General features: G+C 40.1%; 16 protein-coding genes. 11 read left to right on the forward strand and 5 right to left on the reverse strand.

What is annotated here, in order from left to right:
• Nucleotides 1-93: 93 nt before the first annotated feature.
• On the forward strand, nt 94-1,101 hold the full coding sequence (locus DI060_RS06105) for a fatty acid desaturase (RefSeq protein WP_108974786.1): 1,008 nt from the start codon (nt 94-96) through the stop codon (nt 1,099-1,101).
• A gap of 1 nt (nt 1,102) precedes the next feature.
• On the opposite strand, the gene DI060_RS06110 is transcribed toward DI060_RS06105, so the two are convergent.
• Nucleotides 1,103-1,858 carry a hypothetical protein gene (locus DI060_RS06110; protein WP_108974789.1) on the reverse strand — a complete coding sequence of 252 codons (756 nt, stop codon included), beginning with the start codon at nt 1,856-1,858 and terminating at the stop codon, nt 1,103-1,105.
• Nucleotides 1,859-1,985: 127 nt separating this feature from the next.
• On the opposite strand from DI060_RS06110, the gene DI060_RS06115 reads away from it, so the two are divergent.
• The 5 genes from DI060_RS06115 (at nt 1,986) to DI060_RS06135 (ending at nt 7,292) form a co-directional block, all read left to right on the forward strand.
• Nucleotides 1,986-2,321 carry a TRL domain-containing protein gene (locus tag DI060_RS06115; protein ID WP_108974791.1) on the forward strand — a complete coding sequence of 112 codons (336 nt, stop codon included), beginning with the start codon at nt 1,986-1,988 and terminating at the stop codon, nt 2,319-2,321.
• A gap of 49 nt (nt 2,322-2,370) precedes the next feature.
• Complete coding sequence (locus tag DI060_RS06120) at nt 2,371-3,597, forward strand: lipoprotein N-acyltransferase Lnb domain-containing protein (protein ID WP_108974793.1); 1,227 nt, start codon at nt 2,371-2,373, stop codon at nt 3,595-3,597.
• Between the two features lie 65 nt (nt 3,598-3,662).
• The gene (locus DI060_RS06125) at nt 3,663-4,700 is read left to right on the forward strand and encodes a hypothetical protein (protein WP_135355004.1); all 1,038 of its coding nucleotides are present in this window, start codon (nt 3,663-3,665) and stop codon (nt 4,698-4,700) included.
• Between the two features lie 2 nt (nt 4,701-4,702).
• A complete protein-coding gene (locus DI060_RS06130) occupies nt 4,703-6,520 on the forward strand; it encodes an FAD-dependent oxidoreductase (protein ID WP_108974797.1) in 1,818 nt (605 codons plus the stop codon).
• Nucleotides 6,521-6,524: 4 nt separating this feature from the next.
• Nucleotides 6,525-7,292: a hypothetical protein gene (locus DI060_RS06135; RefSeq protein ID WP_108974799.1), complete on the forward strand. Its 768-nt coding sequence runs from the start codon at nt 6,525-6,527 to the stop codon at nt 7,290-7,292.
• A gap of 15 nt (nt 7,293-7,307) precedes the next feature.
• Here the strand turns inward: DI060_RS06135 and DI060_RS06140 are convergent, their stop codons facing one another.
• The 4 genes from DI060_RS06140 to DI060_RS06155 form a co-directional block, all read right to left on the reverse strand.
• A complete protein-coding gene (locus DI060_RS06140; RefSeq protein WP_108974801.1) occupies nt 7,308-8,312 on the reverse strand; it encodes a prolipoprotein diacylglyceryl transferase in 1,005 nt (334 codons plus the stop codon).
• On the reverse strand, nt 8,299-8,646 hold the full coding sequence (locus DI060_RS06145; RefSeq protein WP_167836933.1) for a TRL domain-containing protein: 348 nt from the start codon (nt 8,644-8,646) through the stop codon (nt 8,299-8,301). The genes DI060_RS06140 and DI060_RS06145 overlap by 14 nt, the downstream gene beginning before the upstream one ends.
• A complete protein-coding gene (locus DI060_RS06150; protein WP_209451992.1) occupies nt 8,639-8,836 on the reverse strand; it encodes a TRL-like family protein in 198 nt (65 codons plus the stop codon). The genes DI060_RS06145 and DI060_RS06150 overlap by 8 nt, the downstream gene beginning before the upstream one ends.
• 107 nt (nt 8,837-8,943) lie before the next feature.
• The gene (locus DI060_RS06155) at nt 8,944-9,156 is read right to left on the reverse strand and encodes a hypothetical protein (protein ID WP_108974807.1); all 213 of its coding nucleotides are present in this window, start codon (nt 9,154-9,156) and stop codon (nt 8,944-8,946) included.
• A gap of 108 nt (nt 9,157-9,264) precedes the next feature.
• Between DI060_RS06155 and DI060_RS06160 the strand changes: the two genes are divergently transcribed.
• From DI060_RS06160 to DI060_RS06180, 5 genes are all read left to right on the forward strand, one after another.
• Nucleotides 9,265-10,074 (forward strand): hypothetical protein, encoded by an 810-nt coding sequence (locus DI060_RS06160; protein WP_108974809.1) that lies wholly within the window; start codon nt 9,265-9,267, stop codon nt 10,072-10,074.
• A 71-nt stretch (nt 10,075-10,145) separates the two neighbouring features.
• Nucleotides 10,146-10,457: a thioredoxin gene (gene trxA, locus DI060_RS06165; protein ID WP_108974812.1), complete on the forward strand. Its 312-nt coding sequence runs from the start codon at nt 10,146-10,148 to the stop codon at nt 10,455-10,457.
• An 18-nt stretch (nt 10,458-10,475) separates the two neighbouring features.
• Entirely contained in the window at nt 10,476-12,629 is a 2,154-nt protein-coding gene (locus DI060_RS06170; protein WP_108974814.1) for a cAMP/cGMP-dependent 3',5'-cyclic-AMP/GMP phosphodiesterase, read from the forward strand.
• Between the two features lie 47 nt (nt 12,630-12,676).
• Complete coding sequence (locus tag DI060_RS06175; RefSeq protein ID WP_108974816.1) at nt 12,677-13,807, forward strand: acyl-CoA dehydrogenase family protein; 1,131 nt, start codon at nt 12,677-12,679, stop codon at nt 13,805-13,807.
• A gap of 93 nt (nt 13,808-13,900) precedes the next feature.
• On the forward strand, nt 13,901-15,052 hold the full coding sequence (locus tag DI060_RS06180) for a hypothetical protein (protein WP_108974818.1): 1,152 nt from the start codon (nt 13,901-13,903) through the stop codon (nt 15,050-15,052).
• Nucleotides 15,053-15,058 lie beyond the last annotated feature (6 nt).

A 15,058-nucleotide genomic window follows, 5' to 3' on the forward strand; every position in this document is an offset into this window, starting at 1 on the left:
GGAGAAACGATATCCGATCCCAAAGCAAACCCTCGGGTTTGCTTTTTTTTTGCTTTTAGCTCTTAGGCCTTCTTTGGAATCTGCTCAATAGAAATGAGCATCCCATACACGATCGCAGATCTAAAAAAATCCATTGCCCCAGAGGCCTTTATCCCTTCTATTCCAAAGAGTATTTTCTTTTTTTTCTTAGATTTTAGCATATTAGGAATTCTTTATACAATTATCTTTCTGTTTCCTTCGCCTTGGTTATTTCCCTTCTTTTGGTTTGCAACAGGCACTATGATGTGGGCTCTTTTTGTAGTCGGCCATGACTGTGGGCATGGCTCCTTCTCCCACAAACCATGGTTAAACTTTTTATTCGGGCATTTAGCTCACACGCCTTTACTTGTTCCCTTTCATGGCTGGAAAGTGAGCCATAGGACACACCACAACCACACAGGTGATATCGATCGGGATGAGAGTTGGCACCCAATTACAGAGACCCAATACAAGGAAATGGGCAGCTTAGCACGCATCGCTCGGTTTAAACTTCTATTGGTAGTTTTTCCTTTGTATTTGTTTGTTCGTTCCACAGGAAGGGATGGTTCTCATTTTCACCCGAAAAGCCCACTCTTTCCTCCTGGCGAAAGAAAGAATGCTCTGGTCTCGGATCTCTGGATGTTAGCGATGTTGGGATTTCTGGTTTGGTTTACTTATAGCTTTGGCTTGTTCTCTCTTATTATCTACTATCTTATCCCATACTTTGTCTTTGTCATCTGGCTCTCCCTCGTTACCTTTTTACACCATACCGAAGCAAACATTCCTTGGTACCGTGGAAAGGATTGGAATTATATACAAGGCGCTCTCTCGACTGTAGACCGTTCCTATGGTATCTTCGAATCCATCCATCACAACATCGGAACACATGTCATCCATCACCTCTTCCCAACGATCCCTCACTACCATTTGAAGCTAGCCAAACAAGGACTCAAAAATTTTCTAGGCGCGGAGTATAGGGAATCAAAAGAGCCAATTTTTCGAGTGTTTTTCCGTAGCGTGCGCGAATGTATCTTTGTTCCTGACCAAGGGGGAAAGGTGTTTTACAAAGGCTTTGACCATTGATCTATTCCTCGGGGAATGTAGGCAAGAGGGTGGCTCTTTCTGGGAACGAGGCACTCATTAAAGTACAAGTATTTTCCTCTTTCGATTTTTCTCCCTTTTCGAAGTATTCACAGCGCTCTGGTGACTGGTAAAACCCTTGCAAAAACTGCCAACCATCTAACACTTCCTTTCCATCCTCCACAAGAAGGCTTTCGACTTTTCGCACATCCTCATTTAAAATATCAAACAAGTATCTCACCTTTCGTGTAGAATTGTTGTGTGTGAATTGAACCATGGTGAATTTTTGGATCCAACTAAAACGCATCAAATTCCAATCGTAATAGCGCTCAACCGACCAATCAGAATCTTTGATCCTGAGCTTGAGTCTCGTTGGTTTATCTCTATAGAAATATACTTCTTCCACAGAAATTAAATCATTCACCGAGTGAAGGCGTTTCGTAAATGAAATGAGTTCCTTCCGATAGTTCCAATGGCAATCCAAGTCGTTTGACTTCAATTCATAGAAAGGTTTTACGGATGTTTCTACTTTCCCAGCTCTTTTGAAATCGCAAGTATGATTGGCATATTTCCAGAGCCGCTCTGCATATGCTTCGTCTAACAGAGCATAGCTTTTAAAGTACATCTTCAATTGATCCAACTGCTTTTGCACTGCACTACTTTCACTTCTATATTCTGCCTTCTTTTGTTTTACATTTCCAATACAAAAGCATGACAGCAATAGAAAGCCTATAACAATAGAATTTGCTTTATTTCTCATATACGATTCGCTTTTTAGAATTCTTATTCTCTTTCTAAACTGATTTTTTTTTAGGTACAACTATTTTTTTTATTGTCAAAGCCCGAAAAGCTGGTAGTCTCTTCCCAAAATTCTAAGGAGAATTTGAATGAAAAAATATATCGCTTTAGCATCAGTATTTGCAGTAGCATTAGCTATCGCTTGCTCAGGTGGCGGATACTCTGCTCCATCCGGGTCTATTATGCAAGACACAAGTCTTACACTTAGCCCACAAGCAGACTTCACACCAGCAACTGCAGTAGGATCTAAATCCGGTGAAGCTTGTGTAACTGCATACGTAGGAATCATCTCTTCTGGAGATGCATCTCTTAAGGCTGCTGCTGCTGCAGGTGGAATTACAAAAATCAACTACGTAGACTACAAAAACACTAGCCTACTTGGTTCTGTAATCTCTACTACTTGCACTATCGCAAGAGGAGACTAATTTAGTCAAAACATGGTTCTCGTAAGAGAGCCATGTTTTTTTCTCCAAAATGTTCTATATTTTAATCGCAATCTTTAGCATCACAACCCTTCTTCATCCCTTACAAGCACAAGACAGCAAAGACCAAAACTGGCAGGCCAAGGCCCAGAGTTCCTTTCTCAATTTGCTTAAAAGCCATTCCAAACAAAATCTCAGCCAATTTCGTGTACAACTTTGGACTGTAAGTCCAGGAAAGAGTGTAACCACTGCCTTTGGACACGCCGCACTCAGGATTGTTTCCGGTCCCGATTATGGAGATACTGATTTTTATTTGGACTTTGGTGTCTATGACCCTTCTCCAGGCTTTCTCTGGAGGTTTATGAAAGGGGAAGCAAACTTTTTTGTAAACATCATCCCCACCAGTTCCGCTTTCCAAACTTGGGACAGCACCGGAAGAGGTATCTTAGTTTCTGAACTTTTACTGGATGAATCCAAAAAACACAAGTTATTCGAGGAAATCCTCAAGGTTTATGAGAAGAACAAAGATGGATACTACTACGACAACTTTACCAACAATTGTGTTACCTTTTTAAGAGACATTCTATCCGAAACAAAAGGCGAAAAAATACGCCTGCTCAGTATGGACTCTGAGAAGAATACTTGGCGGAAGAGAGTTCTACCCTACTCTCAGTCCATCATTTGGCTAAATATCAATGAAACTCTTCTCTTTGACAAAGATACAGATGCCGTGCGGGATTCTTATGAGATCATTTATCTTCCAGAAGATTTACGGAGAGCTGTCATTGATTCAGGTCTTTCGGAAGAATCAAAAGTCATTCTCAGAGATAGATGGGGCATTCAACCGGGAACCAGTTCTGCACTTTGGAAAATTATCTTTGCCATCATCATTCTTTTCTCATTGCCAGTGCCTCTCTTTAAACTATTCGAACGATATGCTGTGGTAACTTACTCACTCGTATCTGGAATAGGAGGGACTGTGGCGACACTCGTTTATTTCTTTACGAGCTTTAGTTTTATGGACCAGACAATCTCCTGGCTCATATACTCCCCACTGGATTTCCTACTCTTAAAACGATATGATCTTTGGCAAAACAAGAGAGCATTTTGGTCTTACGTTGCTCTGCGTTGCCTTATGTTGCTTTTTGCCTTTTCCTTGAGGCTCAGCATCTACAAACAAGACATAGATATGATTCTATTTGTATCGGTATTCTTTTTTGCGATGTTGCTTTTCAAATACCGAAATGACGTCATTTCCCTTATAAAACGCCAGTCATGAAACATCCAAGCACACGACAGATACTATTCGTATCGTTTTTCTTTTTCTTCACTCTGAATTGCCACGTGGATCGTAAGCTAGAGGTGAGCGACCAACAATCGCGTCTTGTCAAATGCGACATCAAAGCTTATGAATTTGATGGTCTCTGTGAAGATGAAAAAGAGTACCTAGACTGGGCTGCCAAAGTCAAAGAGTTTCCAAACTTAAAAAGTCTGACAAGAGATGTGTTGGCAGATCTCACAAAACAGACCTTAGACGTCGATAAGACATCTGCCCTTTTTTATCTCCGAACTGTTCAGGAAAAACGCAATTTACAATTTATTCAATTTCTTAAAAAGAAAGAAGTAGAACTAAAGAAAAAACTCCCTAACTACTCTGAAAAGAAAATCGTCCTAGCGATGGTTCCAGGAATGTTCTATAAAGACAATCCAGCGGTTGGTGCAGACGGAAAAAAAATCAGAGACATCGCACTTGAACTTGGCATCCAAGAAGAGATCGTAGCAGTGGACCAAACTGGCACAATCCAAGAAAACGCAAAATTCATCTGCGAGTATGTAAAAAACAAAACGGATGTTAATGGTATAATCTTCGCTTCCGTATCAAAAGGTAGTGCAGATATCAAGAAGGCGATCCAACTATGTGGCAAAGAATCCTATTTTGAAAAAGTAAAGGGTTGGTACAACATTGGCGGCTTAAACAAAGGAACTCTATTGGTAGACAAAATAGAATCAAATTGGCGGTATCGCTGGGAAGCCAAGTCTTACTTCTTTTTCAAAGGTTACAACTACGAAGGGTTCAAATCAATGAATCGTGACCCAGGTGGACCACTGGATTTCGAGTTGGAGATTCCTAAACAGATGCTCATCATCAATGTGATTGCAGTGCCTCAGTTTAGACAAGTAACCAAAAGAGCCTATCCATTTTATGAGGCAATGATACCGAATGGTCCCAATGATGGTATGACATTGCTTGCGGATGCCTATATAGATGGAGCCATTACATACCCATCTTGGAGAAATGATCACTACTTTCAGTGGCCTATCCTACATGCAAGAATGCAGGCATTCTTTGTTTACATTGTCGAAAATCAATTCAAGAAGTAATCATGGATCTAAGTCGCAAAGATTTTATTCTTAAGGTATTAAAAGCGAGCGGTATAGGTATCGGTGGCTCAGCCTTGGCTGGTCTAACTTATTCTTTTTTCGGAAACCAAACATATAAAATGGATTTCCCATTGGTTCCGGAAAACAAAGTTAACCTTTCACCTAATGGAAAGACAGTTTTAATTTTAGGTGGGGGTCTGGCTGGGCTCCAAGCAGGATGTGAACTCGTTGACCGAGGTTTTAAGGTTATCCTATTAGAAAAAACAAGTTTTCCCGGCGGAAAACTAAAAGCCTGGAAAGACAGTAACTTTGCAAAGCGTATCTTTGGAGGAAAGCCGTACACAAGAGAGCACGGGCTGCATGGAATTTGGGGATTCTACAAAAATCTACGTGAATTCTTAGGTAGGCATAATTTCCCAATCAATCGAATGCGTGACGATGATAGTTTTTACTATTTTGTTTCCAACCAAAGAACACAAAGTAAGATTCCGACTCCAACTTGGCCTATACCTTTTGATCGTTTGCAAATGCTTTCAAGTGGTATTTATATTCCTTCGGTAGAGGATGTAAATGTACCCGCACCCAATCAATTGAATGCACTTAGGGCTGCTTCCAAACTGTGGGGTTTCGACTATCTCGATTCAGACCAACGAAATTATTTAGATAGCATCAGTTTTTATGATTGGGCCACTCGTTTGGGAGTCCATGAACAATATATAAAACATTATTTTGATGGTTTAGCAGAAATGGGTTTTTTCATGACCACAAAAGAGTGTTCGGCTCTTGCCATTGCAAATTTTTTGAAGTTAGGTTGTTTGCCATCTGATTCACGAGTGGATTATTACAAATGGCCTCCTGATGAAACATTCTTGTATCCAATGGTTGCCTACATAAGAGAAAAAGGTGGAGAGGTTCACTTTGACTCTGAAGTGAGCAAGTTAGAATTAGAGAACAATCGAATTAAATCTGTAGAAGTAAATTCCATGTTTCCTTCAGGTAAGGTGAAGCGATGCAGAGTCTGTGGGAATGTAATAGGTGTAGGACATTCTGGAGATTGTCCTTTTTGTGGAGCCCATGAGTCGATGTTGGAGGTTTTAAATCCCGACAAACTTAAAGTTAGATCTTATACAGCAGACCACATCATTACTGCCATGGACCTTCCAGGAGCCAAAAAGTTTATCACAAACAACTCCTTGCAGAGACATGTTTACTTTGAAAAAATCCAAAAGCTAAGCACTGCGACAATTTTATGTGTGAACCTCCTCTACGAAGATACAAATGCCTGGGAAGAACGTTTCCCAGACAGTTCATTTTGGAACGCACATGATTTCTTTCCAACTGGATTTAAAATCCTGGGCTTTACTTCGAATTGGTCCTCTAGACAAATTCCGGAACTAAAAAAGAAGAGAATCGATCTGATCGAAGTACAAGTAGCAAAGTGGTCTCAGTTTGTAGGAATGTCTTATAAAGACATTGCAAAAAAAGTTCACGAAGAGTTAAAACTCGTCGTACCTAAACTTCCCGAATTTTCTGAATTTTATGTAAACCGATGGGATACTTATACAGGTTATAGACCAGGTGATGAAGTAAATCGTCCTGAAATGCAATCACCGATTTCCAATCTCTATTTTATTGGTGATTGGGTATTTGTTCCTCATCATGCAGTCTTTATGGAAAAAACAAATGTTAGTGCGAAAATGATCACAAATTTGTTGCTCGAAAAAGAAAAGATTTCTCAAGGCAAAATAGAAATTTTAAGATCGGGTACGCCTGATTGGCCGGTTGACTTACTTTCACTTTTTACGAATGTAAAGGCATAAGATTATGATAAACATACCTCCTTTTAGTGATTCCGTGTTATATAGCTATGCCTTTTATATCTTTCTTTCTATTTTTGCTTTCAAAACGGAATCTTCTGGTTTCTTTAATCTTCCGTATAGCAAGTTCAATAAAGGGAAAGGAATCTCCCCCAGATTTGGGATGTTCATCATCTATTTTTTACCGATTCTTGCCTACTGGTCCACGGGTCTAAGTTTACCAAAGCATCCATCGCCGTACGCAATACTCCTTTTCCTTTTGTTTGCCATTCACTTTGGAAAACGATGTTTGGAGGTATTATTTCTTCATAAATTTTCCGGAAAAATTGGATGGACTGCTGTTATATTTATTTCATTCGCATATTCGAATATTGGGTTTCTCTCCGGAAATTTGCATTACCGATCACCTGAAGGAATTTTTGAATCCGTTCCTTCCTTTGTTACTTTGGCTGGCTTATTTTTATTCTTTTTAGGACAAGCTGGCAATTTATACCACCATATCATTTTAAGAAACTTACGCTCAAATTCGGAAACCAAAGAATATAAAGTCCCTGACAAAGGACTTTTCAAAATATTGGTATGTCCTCATTATTTTTTTGAACTTATTTCCTGGTTTGGATTTGCGATGGTTTCAACATACTTAGATATGTATTTTGTTTTCTTTATTATGGCTGGTTATCTAGCAGGAAGGAGCCACCAAACACGCCTTTGGTATCTCGCAAATGTAGAAAACTTTCCAAAGGATAGAAAAAGAATTCTACCCTATATCTATTAGAAAATCAAACTAACTTCAAGTTTTGGTTTTCATCAATTTTGTTTTGATCATAAAACCGACTATGCCACCTATGAAAAGTCCCAATGAAATGACTTGGGCGTAAGTTAGATTTCCAAATATGATATTCCTATCCCCTCTAAAAAACTCTATTAGGAAACGATTCAAACCGTAAAACATCCAAAATATAAAGAACATTCTCTCCTTCGAAAAATCAAATGTTTCTAATTTATACATAGCCAAGAGGACAAAGAACATGATGACAACTTCATATATTTGGGCAGGATGCACCTTGGGATACACAACAGGAAACGGATATAAACCCAAGGCTACTAATTTTGATTGGTAATCTCCCGTTGCAGTAGGCGGATACAATGACGTAAGTTGGGCTAAATTTTCATAGCCCATCTGCCTTAAATGAGCTAATGAATCTGGAATTGGTAGATCCGCCAAATTTACGTAAGGTGAAAAAATTTGAGAGATAATGGTGAGAGGATCTTTCGCATTTGCATAAAGATGGTGTAAAGCTCTCCACTCCGCCATCCAAGCATCACTATCTTCTGAAAACGTGACACCAAAAAAGTGAGATGTTGGTAAACCATAGGCATCTCCATTCAAAAAACAAGAAAAACGACTTATACAAAGTCCAAGAGTCAAAGGTATCATCAAAGAATCACACCAATGCAGAAAATTTACTTTTGTAATTTGGCAATAGACCCAAGCTCCGAATGCAGTTCCAATGGTTCCCCCCAAGATTGCAAACCCACCTGTTGCTGTAAAAATCAAAGTTGGTTCATTTAAAAATGCCTTTGTATCCCAAAACAAAAAATGGAACACTCGCGCAAATATCATCCCAGATAGAATCGCATAGGCCCATGCTTTTTCATACCAATCCAGTGCATAGCCAGCCTTAAGGGAACGATGCTTCTGATAAAAGAAGCCCATGATTAAGATTCCGACTGCCCAATGGCCTTCGTATCCCCGAAAATGAAAGATCCAAAAGTCTACGTTAACCGGATACATTTTTACCTACTACTCGCGTACATATGATATTTATAAATATAAATGATAAATGATAATGAACTATTCTTTGGTCCGCAACATGGATCTGGAATTGAGATGCCTTTTGAAGAATCTTTCGAAACGATCTATCTCCAAAGCTAATTAGATAAAAAAAATTAAAGGCGCATGCCTCAATCTCTCTTTGGAACTCATTCAAACTTGCTTTCGGACTAATTTGTGAACTTTCTGTCACAGCCACACTAAGCCCAAAGCCGGTTACTCGTTCCTCTGTCACGATGCAGGAGTTAAATTGTGTAATGCAAAGGACCAAGAGGAAAATGGAAATCTTACTCACCACTTACTTCCGTACAAACTTTTGCAAATAAAGTCAGTATAGCAAATGTATGACGGTCGACGACAGAGACTTTCTTGATGCCCCCATTCTCCATTGCTTTTTTTGTGGAAATGTCACCGAACGAATAAAAACCAAGCACGTTATAACCACAGGCCTCACCCATTTTTTTTGTTGAATCGTTTGCACCCAAAAGGACAGGCTCTCTTACATCTTTATAAAATGAGAATCCTAGCGGACTAAAGACTCCAGCCGTCGAACAGGAAAAAAGACAGAACATAATCAGGAAGCTCAAAACTTTCAATGGCTAGAGCCTTCGGGCAGATCACGAGACAGTTCACTCGAGAGCCTTAGCCTCCAATCCTTGTCTGGGATGTGGAGTGAGACCCAACCCTTTCCATGGTCCCAACGCCCGTCTGAGTCCCAACCTTCCCGGAAAACAGGCTCGTTCATGTACTTATACGTTTCCCAGAGGTCCAAAAAATTTCGTTTGGAATTTGGAATCTCGTTCATTTTTTCCTAGAATGGATAGGATTCTCTCCTGGGTCATTTGTTTTTTTAAATAGGTAGGCCTTTTTTGGATTGAGAGACTTTCTTTTCGCCGAAAATGAATATTAGCATATGGCAATCACAAAAGAAAAAAAAGCTGATTTCAACGACAAGCTCACAGATTTTAAAAATTACTTAGAAGAGCTAAAGAAAGAAGCGAACATATATAAAGTGCAAGCCAAAAAGAGTAAGGATTTAGAGCCCTACTTTAATGTTGCACTCGCCATCAACTCAATCAAATCTATTAACACCTGTATTGTGATCAATGAACTCTCAACTGCCATTCTAGAAATCAACAATAACAACTATTTGGAAATGGCTAGGAAAGAAATTTACAACGCAATTTCTTATATTGAAAAAACAGTCTCCAACAATGTGGACGGCTCTCTTTCCGAAAACAAAGAGCAACTCGCAAAAATAGAGAGAATCACCCCTACACAAAGGTTGAATCTGATCAAAGGGCTTAGGGAATGCATCAAAAAAACCATTTCTGCCTTCGGAACCAATTCAAAATGGAAATGGAGTTGGCCGGACATTCATTACCGCTTGGCTGCTTGTTCCAAGAATATCTTTGATTTTATTGCCTATGAAAAAGAACAGGATTTAGAAAATCCTTACTACTACACAAGACGAGAGCATTTCAATTTAATCATTGAACTAGCAAACTCAGCCGCCCAAGACTACCGCTCTAAATTTGAAATGTCGACACAGGATTCCACAGATTTGAAACATTCTGTGGAAATGTTAGAAATGAACCGAAAGATATTTCAAATTACGGGCGAAACCGAAGATTTGGAAAAAACGAAAACTCTGATTGAAAGTTTCCAGCAAAAGATAGCGGACCTCGAATCAGATGATAAAAAGAAAAAAAAGAAACAATAATCGACGATTTTTGCCACTTTCCCAGTCTAGTTTGTACTAGAGTTTGAGAGTTTTCAAGGAGTAGAAAAATCATGGCACTCGCAGAGATCAATGACGCCAATTTTAAAACCGAAATTTCCAAAGGCACCGTATTAGTCGATTGTTGGGCAGAATGGTGTGGGCCTTGCCGTATGGTAGCACCTGTTTTGGATGAACTCTCGAATGAAATGTCAGATGTTCAAATCAAGAAGTTGAATGTAGATTTTAACCAAAAGACAGCTCAGGAATTCGGTATCCAATCCATACCTACTTTGCTTTTGTTTAAGGATGGCGTGCTAGTGGACAAGGCAATTGGTGCACTTCCAAAGCCACAAATCAAAAAATTTATTGAGAGCCACAAATAGGTTTTATAAAACTCCCTCATGGTAAGTTCTGAACCGTCTGGTTTTATAGCTCTCCCTAGAGGGGGTTACCTCGTTGATACTTCGGAAGGGTACATCCAATTTGGCTCCCCTCCTGAGACCATCAAAGACACTATGGGCTTTGAAAAAAAGACACCACTTGTCTTTGTCTTACCAAATAAATTCTTTCATGTGGAAAAAGGGATCTCAGTTGCTGAACTAGAGTTCCCTATCTACTTCAATTTCTTCTTTCGAGGCGGCAAAAAGACCTTTATCGTTTGTTCTAAAGAACAGAAAGAACAGCTAACCATTGTTCTAGGGGAGTCTCTTATGGGACCCTCTGATTTAGATCTAGCTTCTGAGTTTATAGATGGAGAGGCTAGTTTTGGTTTCCCCAACATCAAAGCAGAAATGGCTTATTTCCGTAGTTATAAAACGATGGATGATGTGGTTGAGTTTGTCCTCTTCGACGATAGCCATGTGGCAAAGTTAGGTGGAGTTACAATCGAGCAGTTGCCGAGCAATGAATTTCTCGTTACAGATGGTCAGACCAAAACAAAAATCCCAGGGGAAGTCGACTACCATGTAAAGTTCGATATCGGGAAGAGAATGGAAGAACCATTCCAACCACCTCTTATCGGCATCACCTGCCTTGGGCCTTCCCATGGCTTTGACCCAAATGATAACACCAGTGGTTTTATCATTTGGCTGAATGGCCAAGGGATTATGGTCGACCCTCCAGTGAATTCAACGGAGTGGTTACGTGATTCCAATGTAAATCCCAAGCTCATCAATTCGATCATCTTAACCCACTGCCATGCCGACCACGATGCCGGCACCTTCCAAAAAATTTTGGAGGAATCCAAAATTACCATTTATGCAACTGCTACTGTGATGGAGTCGTTTTTACGCAAGTATTGCAGTTTAACTAAAATTCCAAGGAAGGAAATCACAGATCTATTTGATTTCATACCTGTTGTCATAGGTAGGGCAACCATCATCAATGGTGGTGAATTTTACTTTCACTATGCAATCCATTCCATCCCTTCCGTAGGATTTGAATTTTTCTTCCAGGATACATCCTTTTATTATACCTCAGACCATTTGAATGACCCAGAAGCCTTTGAGGCCATGTACAAAAAGGGAGTCCTCCCTGAATCACGTTATCAATTTTTGAAGGACTTTCCTTGGGATAGAAAGATCATCTACCATGAAGCGGGTGTTCCCCCACTCCATACAAAGATAAGTTATTTAGCATCCCTTCCAGAAGAAGTTCAAAAGAGAATTACTGTATACCATATCGCGTCCAAGGATATGCCCCAAGGGACGCACCTAACGCTTGCAAAATTTGGAATTGAGAATACTCTCTATCCAGAGGTCACTCCTCCCAAACACCAGGAAGCCTATCAACTTTTAGAAATACTTTCTCAGATTGATATCTTCTCTGGCTTTCCGATTGAAAAGGCGAAAGAGTTTTTGCAAATTGCAAAAGAAGAACGATTTGCGCGCGGAGAACAAATCATCAAAAAAGGAACCAAAGGAGATCGATTCTTCATCATCGCCTCTGGAAACGTTCGCTTTGAAGGTTTGAGCCAGGACCATGCGGCTGTTAAACGATATGGTACCTATGAGTACTTTGGCGAGGCCTCACTGATCCTGGATACTGTACGCCAGGCTGATGTTTATGCTGAAACAGATGTACTTGCCATTACGATTGAAAAGACGCGTTTCTTTCAGTTCATCCGAGGTTCCAAACTCCACGAAAACTTAGTTAAGCTCAATTCGATCCGAGAGACCAATACCTGGAAAACACTCACGGAGTCTCAGACCTTCCGTGGACTAACAAGTTACCAAGTCACCCAACTAGAGCTTATCTTAAAATTTGAAACCGTAAAGGCAGAAGACATCCTCATCGAGGAAGGTAAGTCCTTTGATAAAGCCTTCATTGTCAAAACTGGTACTGTGGTTGTGATGCAAAAGCATAGGACGATCCGAGAATTGGGACCTGGTGATTTTGCAGGCGAGATCTACCCTCTCACTAAAAAATTGCCCTCTACGTATACCTTTGTTGCTTGGCCAGGAACCGAGTTATATGTTCTCAGCCAAGAGGATGCTATCCAATACATCAAAAAAAATCCGGGCGTTTATATGAAACTGAACACCGTTTATAATTGACCGAATTTTAAATTATTAGAAAATTCCCTTACACAAGGAGTTCTAGAATGGATCGAATCCTGCCTTTCACAGATGAGCACCATCAATTTCGCGAAATGGCGCGCAAATTTTTTGAAACCGAAGTTAAACCATTTCATGAAGAATGGGAAAAGAATCATATCGTACCAAAATCTGTTTGGAGAAAAGCGGGCGAGTATGGCCTACTCTGCCCCGATGTTCCAGAAGAATACGGCGGAGCAGGCGGAGACTTCTTATACAATGTGATCGTTGTCGAAGAGTCGTCTCGCGTGGGGAACAGTGGTCTCTTTATGTCCTTACATAGTGACATCATCGCACCTTACATCACTTCCTTTGGTACTGACGAACAAAAGAAGAAATGGCTACCTCGTGCGATCTCGGGTGAAACCATCCTCGCGATTGCAATGACGGAACCAGGAGCAGGTTCTGACCTCAAATCCATCCGCACCAATGCAGTCGATAAAGGCGATCATTTCATCGTCAATGGGCAAAAGACCTTTATCTCCAATGGCCAACTGGCAGACCTCATCATCACCGCTGTAAAACATGACAATGGAACCATCTCTTTACTCCTAATCGAAGAAGGTATGAAAGGTTTCGAACGCGGCAGAAATTTAGACAAGATCGGCTTAAAAGCCCAAGATACTTCTGAATTGTATTTTAACGATGTAAAAGTACCAAAAGAAAACTTACTCGGAAAGCAGGGCCAAGGCTTCCGTTACCTCATGCAGAAACTTGCCCAAGAACGTTTGATTTTGGGAGTTGCTGCCGTGGAAGCAACACGTTTGGTTCACAACTTAACACTCCAATACGTGAAAGAAAGAAGAGCCTTTGGTCAAAAAATCGGATCATTCCAAAACACAAAATTCAAAATGGCAGAGATGGCCACAGAGCTGGAGATGGCTCAGGTCTTTACCGATAAGGTCCTCATCGAACACATGAAAGGTGTCAATACAACAAGCGAGGCCGCAATGGTGAAGTGGTATACAACTGAGATGCAAAAACGCCACACAGATGAGTGTTTACAATTCTTTGGTGGATACGGCTATATGATGGAGTACCCTATTGCACGAGCCTATATTGATGCAAGGATACAGACCATTTATGCAGGTACGACAGAGATCATGAAGGAGATTATTGGCCGAAGCCTAGGTTTGTAGTCAAAACTTTGGGGCGTTTGGATTTTTTTCACTCGCCCTTTTCCTCTTTTCTTCCATCCTTTGCACATAAAGCTAAAGGATAAATCCCTCCTCATGAAATCTCACAAAATCATTAGCCTTTTCCTCTTCATTTTGTTTAACCATTGCCATATCGATAAAAACGTAGAGATCAATAATAAAGCCAACCAAAGTGTAAGTTGTTTAAAAAACAAATACTACATTGAGAATATTTGCGAGGATGAAGAACGCTATATAGACCTCGCTGCCAATACAAAACAATTTCCAAAACTCTCCGATATGACACGAGAGAATCTCAAAACCATTATGGAAACTTCTGGAGATATTGATTTGGCGGCTTCTGTTTTTTACCATAGAGCTATCACAGATCCTTTATCAAAAGGTTTTCTCGATTATGTTTTACGAAAAGAAAATGAATACATCAAAAAATACCCTGTGTATGACTCAGAGAAAATCCTCTTTGCCTTCGTACCTGGTATGTTCTATAAAGATAACCCCAATTTAGGTACAGACGGAAAAAGGATTCGAGAAATCGCTGCGATGTTGGGATTGAGTGAAACAGTAGTGCCTATAGACCAAACAGGTCCGATTGAAGAAAATGGAAAGTTTATCTGTGATTACATCAAGGCCTTATCGGAGAAAAAAGAGTATGAGGGAGTGATACTGGCATCACTCAGTAAAGGCAGTAGCGATGTAAAAATGTCGCTGAAACTCTGCGGAAAAGAGCCTTTCTATAAGTTAGTGAAAGCCTGGTACAATGTAGGTGGGCTCAATAAAGGCACATACGCGATCAATGCCGTCCTCAATACATGGCGGTATCGAATGGAAGGTCAGTTCTACTTTTGGACTAGAAATTATAATTGGAAAGGTTTTACCGACATGCAAGGAGGAGAAAATTCTCCTGTCGCATTTGAACTAGATAAACCTTCCCATATTTTACTCGTGAATATTATGGGAGTGCCATTGACCCGGCATGTAACTGAAAGGGCAAAACCATTTTTTGATGAAGTCAGCCAATATGGTCCAAGCGATGGATTGACCCTCTTGGCTGATAGTTACATTCCAGGGAATGTGACCTACCCAATGTTCCGCCAAGACCATTACTTTTCTTGGCCTCTCTACACGCAAAGGATACAAGCAATCTTTTCCTATATGATAGAAAGGCAATTCTGTAAGAAGGCAGGAAGTTGTAAAAAATTCCTGCCTGTCCCTCAAAAAAAGAATTAAACTCTC

Source organism: Leptospira ryugenii, assembly GCF_003114855.1.
In the GTDB taxonomy this organism is placed as follows: Bacteria; Spirochaetota; Leptospiria; order Leptospirales; family Leptospiraceae; genus Leptospira_A; species Leptospira_A ryugenii.